This is a genomic window from Pseudomonas sp. WC1 (genome assembly GCF_050586565.1).
Lineage (GTDB): Bacteria > Pseudomonadota > Gammaproteobacteria > Pseudomonadales > Pseudomonadaceae > Aquipseudomonas.
The window spans coordinates 29,626-42,407 of the sequence record NZ_JBOBDQ010000024.1; the positions used below are offsets into that span (position 1 = coordinate 29,626).

Consider the following 12,782-nt stretch of genomic DNA (forward strand, 5'->3'; position numbering starts at 1 on the left):
TCGGGAACTCACGCCCCTGTCCCTACACCCAGTAACGATTGTTGTCCCCACCTACCCCGGCCTAAGGTGTTCGACCTCAAGTAACTCTTGAAGTGGCAGGGTACCCTCCGACTGAATTTAATGCTTCACTTTGGCGTCTCTTACATGTATCATACGGGCAATTCAAGGTTTACCAGCCCTCCTACTTGCAGGTGGGGCATTCGGAGACCTCTCAGGTGGTCTGCTTGTTTTCACCCTCGTCTTCGTTGTTTTGAAGATAGAGTTCTCAATTGATTGGAAATCCAGCAAAAGGAGAAAAAAGTGAGAATTAATAAAGTAAGCCTGAAATGCAAGTGCAATGGCGTCAAGTCTCTGGGGGTTAAGACGGCTGACCACTGAGAGAGGTTGGAATGCTCGCTGTAGATGTAGTGTGGTAAAAGAGACTCCCCCGCCAATTCAAAAAGCACCCTATCGGGGTGCTTTTTTTATTTCTGCCCGCTGCCTACCGCCTCTACCGCCTCTACCGCCTCTACCGCCTCTACCGCCTCTACCGCGAACAGGTTGCGCTCCTGATTGGGAACGCGGTAACAGAAAATTCTCCCGGAAGATTATCCTGGTAAGTTGCCTGACAGTGGCGCCAGCATGTATCGGCATGATCGGTCGCTCAGAGTCGACCCAGATGGTTGTTCTGTTCATGTCCGTAGCAATTGGCTTCCTGATGCTGTGGGCATCCGCTTACTGGGCCTTGATCCAGGACACAGTTCCGAGCTACTACGTCGGTACCGCAGGTGGCTTGATGCACGGCATGGGCAACTGTGCAGGCCTGTTGGCTCCAACGCTCACCGGTATCATCATCGAGGGAACAGGTACCTACAGTGCTGGGGTTGTGGTTACAGGGGTACTTGGAGTGGCCGGTGCACTGGCTGTGTGGCTATTCGTACGCGAGCGCAATGGCGCTACGAAACAGCAGCCAGCCACTCCCTGCTAGTAACACGTGTAATTATCCGGCAAGCCCAAACCACGCTTTTCTCTGCCACTACAGCAAGCAAAGCGTGGTCTCGATTGTATTGGCAATGCGAAAGCATTACAGAATGGTTATATAGCTCTTATCAAGCCTATTATTCTGGGTCGGCCTTCTGCCAAGATACACAAACTGCATAAGATCATTAAACAAAACCACCTCAACTGCATCTCCCTCAATGAAGCCTTTTTCATTAAACAACTCCATTGCACTCTCAAAGTCACTATATAGAGCACCGTTTCTAGAGATAGTAACAGCCACTGCACTGAGGCGATTCATGCAGCAGTCATACATATTCGGCGCCTTACGGAGTTCTTCATCCGCAACCTCATCACCACGAATTTTCCTTATTTCGTCGATACCCTCTTTAGTGCAGGCTTTTACTTTACTCAACTTTTCCTTTTGTTCAACAATCCATGCCCTTGCCTCATCAAGCCCAATTGCCTTTAGAATGGCTAACGAGCACTTATCAATGACTGATATATTATTTTCATCTACCTCATAAAGACTCAGTAGCGTCTTGCAACGAATAATAGGCGGCAAAATTGAAAAGGAAGACATTATCGCACCACTACTTCCGAATCTATACCTTGTAAAGTAATCTACAAACAAATACGCATAAAGATCAAACAGACTATCAAATACGCTGACCACATCCTCTTCAGTAATTGGATCTAATCCTTGTGTATGGGTACATTTATTTCCGATGAGCCTTATATTATCAACAGCCTCCATCAATAATTTATTATCGTTACTTTTCGACTTGAGCCCTGACGTAATCTCAGCCTTACCCAAAGTGACGTGAGCATTTGGATCAAGATCTAGGATTCGACGAACAACAACCTCGGCGTATTGCCTGACAGTTGAAATCACTCCTCTTTTGGATCTATCCTTTAAATAAATAGCATCATTTAGAAGCTCTGCCACCAATTCGCCATATGCGCTGTTATTAAAATTTGCCACGGCGTCCTCCTCTGCATTCTGGCGCATTATTGAATGCGATCAAGACATGAGTCTAAGCGTTTTTTCGTCCGTATGTGCTTATCTTGGCCGCTGCCGCGGCCTAATAGTACAGGCCGCGCCTGGCACCCAACTGAGCACGCTGTGCCATCCCATCAACCTAGCGGAGCGGCGACCAGCGTGGACTGTCTGCCAGGTAGGCGCTTGGTGCGGGTATTCCCTCGGGCGACCGCCCCATGGCGTTTCCGGCCTATGGCCTGGATCATGACCATCGCGCAGAGTGTGGATTACTTTCGGGGACTGTCGGACAGCCATCAAGCCTCGATCTATTCATCATTAGGACAACTCGACGGAGCCCGACTGCTGCCCCGCCCCATTAGACAACTACGCCTTTAACAACCATCGGCTTTCCAATTTACGCTCTGAGCGTCCTTCATCAGCGCCATAAAGCCAATAGCGGACGCGCTGCGCTGGAGCAGAACGTCGACTGCCGAGAGTGACAATCCTCCTCCGAGCGTCTGACCACTTGCTGACATCGTCGCGAAACACGATGATATCACCTTGAGATTATGGCATGCAGGCGTTATCAAGGAAGGTTTCCTTCGACAGAAGGCTAGATGCCTCCTTCTTTCTCCCTCCGTGCTATCAGCCAAACGCACGCTGGCTTAGAGCTTCCGTGCCCGCCCAAATAGAGAGAGATGATGTCCATCATAAAATCAGAATATCAAAATTTGCGCCCACATGGCGGGAAGCTCACAGACATCGTCATTCTGGCCCAAGCCTGGAAAAAGTCTCAAGGCTTCATCCGACGCCACAATTCATATGCTGACGTGCTTGAACTCGATAGATCAACAGTCAATTTAGAGCGGCAATTGCGCATGTGGGCCAAGGCCTTGGAAAACCCTAAGTTTCGGACTAAGGAAATGATGCTGGTACCTGCCCCCAAAAACGGAAGGTGGATATTCCAGTCGGACCCTGAGCCAAAATATGAGGATTTCTTAGATACCACTCGCAGCGATTCAATATTTCACGCTTGGACACCTGCTCCAAACAAAGACGACAACACATCTAAGGAGCCAAGTCTTCAAAAGCTCCGACCTCTTGCACACATATGTATTCGTGATCAGTCTCTAGCCACTGCCGTAATGATGTGTCTAGCTGAATCAATAGAGTCAAACCAAGGGAACCCCGACGAATATGATGCAGTAAAGGCTCGTTCCAAAGGGCTTACTAGTTATGGGAATCGGCTTCACTGCCGCTGGCTCGAAAGTCACGGCGGCCGTGCTCAAGCAAACTTTTCTTGGGGCAATAGCCAGACCTATAGAAAATACTACCAAGACTATCGTGCCTTCCTATCTCGCCCACGACAAATTTGTGCTGAGTCTGCGTTAAGGATACCCAAAGGTAAGGAACTGTTCGTAGTATCACTTGATCTAAAGTCCTTCTATGATCGCGTAGACCGCCAAGCGTTGGTGACGGAGCTAAAGCGCCTTGAGGCCGAGTACAACCTGAAATTTCAAGTGCAAGCTGACAATGGTGCTGACAAGGAATTCTGGGAAAAAGCGGAAAAAATATTAAAATGGCGCTGGAAAGCCAGCGACAATGAACATGCTAATTTATTCAAAGAATCAAACACAGAGAAATTAGACCTTGGCCTGCCACAAGGCCTCGTCGCTTCCGGCTTCTTAGCAAATGCATACTTGATTGGCTTCGATCAAGCGCTGGACAGTGACACCCGCAGCGAACACGTAATTAGCGAAGACGACATCAAAATACTAGATTATTGTCGCTACGTGGATGACATCAGAATCGTTGTCCAAGCACCAAGTCATAGCTCACCCCTCCAGCATGTCAAAGAGCATGTCATTGAAAGACTAGAGGAGCACAGAAATCGCCTTGGAGCTAAAAAGAAGATTCTCCTATCTGAAGACAAGTGCTCTATAACGCCCTATCGATCAATGTCCTCTCAAAATAACGTTTCGACTCTAATGAGCGTTCTTGGGGCAGAGCTTAGCGGAACGTTTGATATAGATTCACTAGCACAAGCTGCTGGCGGCCTAGAAGGCTTACTATGGATTTCAGATCAGATCGAAGGATCACAAGAGCCACCAAAATCTAAGCTACGGCTAGCAACGATTGCGGCACCCGCAACGGATGTGAGAGATGACACTGTGAAACGGTTTGTGGCTACTCGTCTCGTGGAGTTGATGAGGCAGCGTCTAGCCATGACTGATCTAAGCGCACCTGATGATACAGGAGAGTCCCTAGGTGATCGCATGAATGGCGGGGAGGCACTGGCCCATGAGTTCGAATCCACAGCTCGCAAATTAATTAAGTGCTGGGCAGAAAACCCCGCCCTAGTGTTACTGCTTAGATGTGGGCTTGATCTATTCCCGCACCCAAAATTACTTGCACCAGTATTAGAAGCACTTAACGCAAAGCTCTTCGAGGCTCCCGATGAACCCAGTCAGAATGAGCAGCGCCAACTGAAGAGTGCAGAATACGTTGCCGCAGACTTGCTTCGCGCGGGCATTGTTGAAACTGGCTTCAGGGAGAGCGAAAGCTATCCTCACAGTGTCGACATTCAAGGTTACAGAGAGGATCTTGGCAGCTTTGCAAGAGCTATCGTTGAGAGAAATCAATCACCGTGGTACTTGCTACAACAGGCACTCCTATACTTAGCATCGATAGGAGATAACGGCGTGTGCCTCGAAGATATCGAGGATCCCACTGTGAATGATCCTTATAAGAGACTGAGAAGCGCCCTTCTTTTTGAGCGCGCCAAAGGGTTGGAGCTGGTAAGAACGATCCCGTATGCACTTGTAGCTCAGCAGATGCACCCTAATCCCCGGCGCTTCGCAGCCTGGCTTTCTGAGGGCTTGCGTGACACACCATCAACTATTCACATAAAAAAAGTCATACATTTAGTTGCACTGGAAAGACCCGACCTACTCCTAGAGGCGACAATAACCCAGGGTGGCACTCCGCCCAAATGGAAAAAATTTGTACCTCAATCCGTGCTCGAAATCGGTCGTATTAATGCAGCTAGGCACAAAGAAAATAAAGTGCTTGCAACGCGCCAGCTGCTCCGCGTCATGCAAGATCCAATGAACGCGTTTAGCCAAGAAAACGGTCTCTTGATGCTTGCCAAAGCGCTCCTCACTACTCCGGGTATTGAAGAACGACTTTCGAAGGGACTTAGCCCTATAGACATCACTGTCACGTGTTTAAACTGGGATCAGATACAATCACTTCCAAGTGGCTCCGACTTTTTGAGCGTACTCCTTTCCGAGGACTCAGAAGATAATCCGCTATACGAAAATCCAGAGTGGGTAAGCGATGATCAGACCTGGATGTACGGTCTAGGTCGTATTCTCAGATCCGCGTTAACTGGTGACTTCGATTTCACTACGAGAAGATTCTTGGTAACTGAAGAAACTGGCCGGTACAGAGGTATTCGTAGCAGCTGGTACAAACGACGCTTTGGAATGCTGAATTCTGGCAGCGGGATGCTGGATGAGCCTTCACCAATCTCCCCTTGGCTATCCGGTTTTCTCTCGATACTACTCCAATGGCCTGGGATTGAATTTAAAGCTAACGATGCGGCCCCAGTTTCGTCGGTACGCACTCCAGGAGAGCTTCTCGCAATTCTAGAAAAACGAATTTCGGAGCAACGAGAGCTATTTGGTCCACGTAGCAAAACGCCCTTCTACGTTATACCCACAAGTGACGATGCTCCTCTCGTGGACAGACCGCTGCGGGTAGCCATTGTTCAAACTCTTCGCCCTAGAATGGACGACTTTGACATCAAGGACCCGACGTACTGGACTCCTGCCATGCTGTCACAACACAGACGCCATCTGGCTGAAGTGTGTCGCCTAGCTCACGCCAAATTGCGCGCCTGGGCTTCGTCTCGACCATTAAAGCCCGGAGAAGATGACGACTGCAAGATAGATATAATTCTTTTCCCTGAATTAGCAGTTCATCCCGAGCATGTATTTTTCCTCCGCCGCCTCTCCGACATGCTTAAAGCCAATATTTTTACTGGGCTTACGTTCATGCACTCAACCAAATGCGGCGGACCGATAAATCAGGGACTATGGTTGATACGTACTGACGCGCCAGATCAGGGAAGGAACATACAATATATCTGGCAGGGCAAACTACATCCAATGAAGCTTGAACAGCAAATGGGGATTAAGGGATATCGTCCTCATGTGACTCTGGTAGAGCTTCCGGTAGGTACGACCTCACCAACACGCATAGCCGCGGCAATCTGCTACGATGCGACCGATCTCGACTTAGTGGCAGATTTACGCGATCGCTCAGACATTTTCCTAGTTTCAGCATTAAACCAGGACGTACAGACCTTTGACAACATGGTGGCAGCACTGCACTTCCATATGTACCAACCCGTGGTTCTCGCTAACTCAGGCGAATTCGGCGGTTCGACAGCCCAGGTCCCACTTCCAAAGCATGAACGCTTAGTTGCCCACACTCACGGCTCAAACCAAGTCGCTGTCTGTGTTTTTGAGGTCGACCCTACACCTTTCAAATCGACAAAACCAGCGAAGTCACCAAAGCAGGTTAAGACAGCGCCAGCGGGCTATCGAGGAAGAGCACACTAAGAATCCGATATTCCCTAACTCCAGTATAGAGAGCGATGTTGACCAGATATTTCTAGGTGGGCACCACCGCTCTCTTTTTTAAACCACCGTGATCTGATGGGTCGACGTCCGCCTCTGGCCAATTGCTGCTGTTAACCACCGGCAGCTATAGGTCAATCGCGCACACTGGCGAACGGCCCTTTCGACCCAAAGCGGCCCTTTGTGAAGGCATAGGTCGGCTAGAATCGGACCATAGCAATCGGCTCACTTGAGCCCAAAATCGGAGCGATCCGCTTGGTCTAAAGTTTGAGTTCCATCCCATAAAAGCATCCACGGTAGAACTATGGAAGAAACTGACAAGACGAATCAAACCCTCCTTTGCTCTGAATGTTTCACGGATGAAGGACTGCGGATAGATGCATTCAAGCTCGGCACCGAGGAGCATGTGAAATGTCCGAACTGCCAAAGCCAAGAAGGCCGAAAGCTGACGAAGGAGCTAATTGAAGCTCTTGCATGGCGTTTTTTTGTAGGTGGCACTACCGTCCGTGGCGACTATGGTGCAGCGCCTATTATTCAGTGCAACGAGCATCACTTTGGGAGGAGCGATATATCGCCCTCGATCTGGCTCAAAGATGACATCAGGCTTCTTGAGGAGGCTGGTCAGCTTGGCTTTTTCCACTACGGCCCACGCCTCTGGATGGTGGGCGAAGTCGAGCCACTTAAGGATCTTCAGGACGAATTGAAGCGGTCGAAAATCATCAAGCGCGTAGTGGAGGAATACCCAGAAAAGACACTTGAAGTGGGGCAGAAATTTTATCGCCTACGAATCTGCCCACAACGTCCAGCTGATCCGGCAGAGTATGATAGCCCGCCTATTGCACTCGCTGGAAAGGGGCGACTCGATTCGCCAGGCTTTCCCATCATGTACGGATCGCAGGACATCGACGTTTGCATTCATGAGTGTCGGGCGTCGGCAGATGACGACATCTACGTTGCTACCCTAGCGTCCAAGCGAAATTTACGGCTTTTGGATCTTACGTATCTACTCGAAGAGGATGTGACGGAGTTCGAAAGCTTGGATATGGCTATCCATATGCTCTTCCTGGCACGTTCTCACTCCTATGAGATTTCCAGAGCAATTGCATTAGCAGCCAAAGAAGCGGGCTTCGACGGCATAATTTACCCGTCGTTCTTCAGTTTGATTCGCACTGGCGGCCATCCTTTTGAAACCGCCTATGGCATGTCACTGCGGCGCTGTCATCCTGATCGGGAAAAATACGCAGAGGCATACACAATTAAAAATTTTGCTTTGTTTGGACGTCCGCTTGAGAACGACCTGGTAAGCGTCCAATGCATTAATCGTTTGGTACTCACTCAGGTCGGATATAGAGGACACTTCGGCCCCGTGCAGTATTGACCGAAATGTTAGAGGTTCTCAGATCAACGGCGGCTACTGCCCTTCCTTGAAGGGCAGCTTTGGCTCGATTGCGGCCGGTCGAGAATGACCGCCTTCGACCCATAGCGACCGTTCGGAGAAGGCAGCAAACGGCCAAAAGCGGTCATTCAGATGTATCTACCAACTTGGAGGCGACGTAGAGTGTAAACGCAAAACAGCATCACGCACCGATGATCAGGCAGCTAGCTCTTGCTGAGATTGACACCGTACCGAAAAACTGAGCGTCAAGTTTTTTACAAGCCCAATTTTGGGTAAAAATGGCGTACCATCATCAGCAGGAACAGTCAGTGAAACTGACCTGACTGAGATGACGTAGCACCGTAAATAAGGTGCATCAAAAACGCAGAATTTATCCTATGAATTCAACTTTCTACCTTACGCGCAGCCTCTCCAGTAAAGAAAGAATTTACACTGAAGAAGCGTTGCTTGCCGCTTCGAATTACGTTGTTGTCCTAGCAGAACCCGGAGGCGGAAAAACTGAGCTTATGGGAAGCCTAGCGCGACAGCTAGGAACCTCAACTGTTACCGCAAATAAGTTCAAACACTTGGGGGCCGACACCGAGAATTCCCCACTCGTGATCGATGCGTTTGATGAGCTGGCCAAACTCGATCAAACGGGCATTCACAGCCTTCTTGCTAACGCCAGAAAAGCTAAGCCAACGCACGTCATTATTTCGAGCCGATCCAGCGAGTGGGGTACTGCTGCCACCAATGCATTCGAAGACTATCTAGGATGCTCACCGCTGGTGGTTAGGCTTTGCGAGTTTGAAGAGGGGGAACAGCGAGAAATTTTTCATCATCATGTCCGAGGTGAGGAATTTTCAAAGTTCCAAGCAGAAGTAGCTCGATTCGACTTAGGAGCGTTACTCCCAAACCCCCAATTTCTCAAGATGTTTGCAGATGCCTATATTGAAAGCGGCAGGCACTTTACAGATAAGCGAAATATATTTTCACAAGCGGTCGAGCGGCTGGCGAAGGAAGCTAACGTCAATGTAGCCCAAACCCTATCCATCAAACAAAGGGTTGCCCTGTCGTCCGAAGTGTTCGCCAAGCTTTTGCTGTCCGGAGCAGAAGGAATAGGGACGAGCGAGTTAACCGCAGATCGAATCTATCCACTGCTGGCATCACTTTTTGACAAGCACACAGCTGCTGAAGGCATCTTGGCAACTCGGCTTTTCAAACCTGGCGATAGTGCAGATCAGCATCGACCCGTCCACAAGATCGTTGCTGAATACTGTGCGGCAGACTACCTTACAAAGCGGATCGCTGATCCAGCTGACCCTCTGACATTACATAAATGCCTACCTATCATCGCTCCGAACAATACAGTTCGAGATGAACTCCGGGGATTACTGGGTTGGCTCGCGGCGCTAGGCAACAGATCCATTCAAGAGACTGCTATTGAGCTTGATCCCTATGCGGTACTTGCAAACGGTGATCCCTCTCAACTTGAGCACTCTTCAAAACGTCTACTTATACAGGGCCTGAAAGACGTCGAAACGAAGGACCCCTATTTCCGCCGAGGAGATGCTTGGCGCCGGTTCAGTGCTTCAGGTTTCTTCACCCAAGAGGTTATGACAGAGATTAAACCCCTGCTAGCGAGCGGCAGTGATGGGCATTTGCGTGATTTAATTCTTGAACTGTTGACGGGGTCACCAGCGATTGCGCATCTGACGCAAGAGCTGCGTCAACTAGTGTTAGACTCAAGCGAGAGCGAACACACTCGCTTGTTGGCTAGCAGATGTCTGCTCGACCTGTCCGGCCATGACCATCGCGCCGATTTAGCAGTCCTAGTCTCTGAGGCCAGTCATACTTCTCTGAAAATTGCGGTAACCATCCTAACAACTATCGGCGTAGAAGCTTTAGGTTTAGATTACCTCGCCAGCTTCTTTCGAGTCTGCTCAAGCCTTTATCCTCGTCATCAAGTACCTTACAAGTCAACAGTCGGCACTCGTTACTTCATAAAGCGCTTCGTTGGCGGACTTAATTTAATATCAATCGAGTGGCTACTTGATGACTTAACCAAAGACCTTGCTTGCACATGCAAGAAAAAACATTATGAATGCGATTGTCGAATTGGAATCAGCAAAATTGTAGGACTAATGCTGGATCGATACTTTGACCTGGCAACGCCTCCTTTTGCCGCTAAAAAGGTTTGGCATTGGATCGAAAATCTGATTTTTCATGAGCAAAAATCAACAGATCAGAGCAAGTCAGTTCAAGTGCTTCAAAATGACGATGGATTGCGCCGAGAAATTATGGCACAAGCACTTGGCCCCCTTACCAATAGCGACGATATTTTCGAGACCAAAATACAGAAATTTGATTTTCACGCTCACTCCGGCCTTCGCTTTCAATCCGATGATTACAAATTTATAGTCGACCTGGCATTTGAAATTGATAACCCAGCCCTGTGGGCGAGCTACATCGCAATGCATAGCTTCAATCAAAGCCAAGCACTGCGAGGCCCAAACAAATTGCGACGACACATGCGTGAACAGGCATTGGAGAAGCCTTCTTTAATGCGCGAGTGGGCAAAGTTCAACAGAGCAATCGCGCAACTTGCACAATCTCAACAAAAAAGCATGTCTACCCACAGACGGATAATGAGACACCGCCACCGGAAACAAAGCGACATCAATAAGTTGAACATCCAATATTTGCGGGACAACAGAGAGCTTATTGAAAGTGGTCGGCATTGGAATTGCCTTGCGCGCTTTGCTGATCTCGTACTTAACGCGCCCGATCAAATTGAGCATGAATTCGGTGATGAAGTGCTCGTTCGTAAAGCTCTCAGAAACTGCCTGGATTTCATTGCTCCCAATGTACCTAATCTGCTCAGACTTGCACAATTACAGTGTGCATCGCAGGGCGCGCACACTGAGCCTGTTCTTTTTGCAGCTTGCTTGGAAATCATGCGCAGCGACGGAAACCTAGAAAATGTCGATCTGCCGTTACTGAATGCGCTACGAACTAATCTCGACATGGGCTACGGTGCGGTGTCGGATGAAGAGCGTGATGCGTTGAAAGATGAAGTCAACCGATTGATTTTCGCAGGTACGGGAAGTGCCGAAACCTTTCTCCGGCAATATGTCGAGCCCCAACTCGCACAAAAGGGCTGTCAACACCCCGAAATTTGGTTGTTACGCGGTGATGAGGTCTTCAGCCAACTACGGGCAGCAATCTCAATAGAATGGCTTGACAGATTTTCTGATCTGGCGCTCGGGCCGCTTGATACGCTCTTTGAAATTGCGGCCGAATTCGGTGATCGCGATGCTCTTCAAAAAATCATCGCAGAACGTTGCTCAGCTTTTATGTCCGCGTGGCCCAGTCCGACCGGCGATGAAGACCTCGAAAATAGGCGCATTTTCTGGTTGGTGCGCGCTTTCTATTTTTTAGAAGATGCGCCTGAAGCATATTGGAACTGGCTAAAAACCGAAAAGAATAATATATTTTCGCTTAGTGAGCGCTCAGGACGATTTAACTATGGCGAACACTCCCATTGGCCCAAGCTCACATTAAGAAAAGTGGTGGCGGTTCTAGAGGCCTTCATTGACAAGTGGCCAAAGGTAGACCTCCCGAGCCATTGGGGTACGGGAAGCCCCGATGAAGAAAATGCGTACCGCTTTTTGAAAGAAATTGTTTGGTTAATCGATTTAGACGTCTCCGATGACGCCGTCCGTGTCATTGATCGTCTCCTTGCCGATCCGAAGTTCGCAGACATGTACAACGATCTTAGGAGCATACGTGCTCGTAAAATCAGTCAGATTGCACGGAGGTCATTCGAACCGCCAACGCCACAGGAAATCGTCGATCGACTGGATCGCGACATGGTGGTGAATGTTGAGGGTTTGCGCCAAGTCGTCCTCCAAGAGCTTCAAGATTTTCAGAAAGCAATAAATGGTGGTGAATTTAACTCTGCGGATCGCTTTTACGACAATAATAAGCACTTGAACGAAGTACGAGCTACCGAGATCATTGCTGAACGTCTCAGTCTAATACTCAAGCCTCAAGGCATCACAATTACAACGGAGCACCAGCTAAAAAGTGCTAACCGCAGCGATTTCACTGCGACAAAATTGATTGGCGGTACAAGACGGCTGCTTGTGACTGAGGTAAAAGGTCAGTGGCATAGAGAGTTATATACTGCCGCGGCGGCGCAACTATATGCGCGCTACTCCATCCACCCCGATGCTGAACACCAAGGCATTTATCTTGTGATCTGGTTTGGCCGAGATGTGAACGTCGCAGGAATTAAAAACCGAAATATCCACACCTCTCAGGAGCTGAAAAGCAGCATCGAGAAAACGATGCCACCAGAGCTAGCTGGCCTAATCGATGTGTTTGTTCTGGACGTTTCTAAACCCTAAGGAAGGATCGTACCGAACGAGCGCAGCAGGCCTAGAAGATGCCATATATTGCAGTCCGAATTCCCCTAGTTTTGTACGCAGGCGGTATGACCGCTTCTGGCCGCTAGCTGCCCTTCCTGAAGGGCAGCAATGGGTCGATTGCGGTCAGTCGCGGCTGACGCATAGCGCCTTCCATGATGATCAGTGGATCGTACCGCCGGGCTTCCCTAGCGCTCGGAGTTGATGATCCGTTACCGCCTGAAACAGCGATTCCGCAATCTGGCGAAGTCGCTCCACCTCTATGGCTGAGGCTCCATCTCTCTGTGCCTCATGATAGAGGCGCAGCGCTTCCACTGCGTTCGTGTAGGCAGGATGATCAGGTAGAAGTACGTCTCGCTTTATTGGCATGT

The 12,782-nt window shown here is 49.2% G+C and carries 6 protein-coding genes; 4 read left to right on the forward strand and 2 right to left on the reverse strand.

The genetic code is table 11. The features are described 5' to 3' along the window. Positions 1-337: 337 nt before the first annotated feature. Positions 338-967, forward strand: coding sequence for an MFS transporter (locus ACQ4OD_RS13170; RefSeq protein ID WP_430944404.1), 630 nt, complete (start codon positions 338-340; stop codon positions 965-967). A gap of 96 nt (positions 968-1,063) precedes the next feature. Here the strand turns inward: ACQ4OD_RS13170 and ACQ4OD_RS13175 are convergent, their stop codons facing one another. After that, positions 1,064-1,963 (reverse strand): hypothetical protein, encoded by a 900-nt coding sequence (locus ACQ4OD_RS13175; protein ID WP_430944405.1) that lies wholly within the window; start codon positions 1,961-1,963, stop codon positions 1,064-1,066. Positions 1,964-2,661: 698 nt separating this feature from the next. Here ACQ4OD_RS13175 and ACQ4OD_RS13180 point away from each other — a divergent pair. The 3 genes from ACQ4OD_RS13180 (at position 2,662) to ACQ4OD_RS13190 (ending at position 12,393) form a co-directional block, all read left to right on the forward strand. Beyond that, positions 2,662-6,588, forward strand: a complete 3,927-nt coding sequence (locus ACQ4OD_RS13180) for a reverse transcriptase domain-containing protein (protein WP_430944406.1) — start codon at positions 2,662-2,664, stop codon at positions 6,586-6,588. 322 nt (positions 6,589-6,910) lie between these two features. Next, positions 6,911-7,984, forward strand: coding sequence for an RES family NAD+ phosphorylase (locus tag ACQ4OD_RS13185; protein WP_430944407.1), 1,074 nt, complete (start codon positions 6,911-6,913; stop codon positions 7,982-7,984). A gap of 395 nt (positions 7,985-8,379) precedes the next feature. Further along, a complete protein-coding gene (locus tag ACQ4OD_RS13190; RefSeq protein WP_430944408.1) occupies positions 8,380-12,393 on the forward strand; it encodes an NACHT domain-containing protein in 4,014 nt (1,337 codons plus the stop codon). Positions 12,394-12,573: 180 nt separating this feature from the next. On the opposite strand, the gene ACQ4OD_RS13195 is transcribed toward ACQ4OD_RS13190, so the two are convergent. After that, complete coding sequence (locus ACQ4OD_RS13195; protein ID WP_028700110.1) at positions 12,574-12,780, reverse strand: hypothetical protein; 207 nt, start codon at positions 12,778-12,780, stop codon at positions 12,574-12,576. Positions 12,781-12,782: the final 2 nt, after the last annotated feature.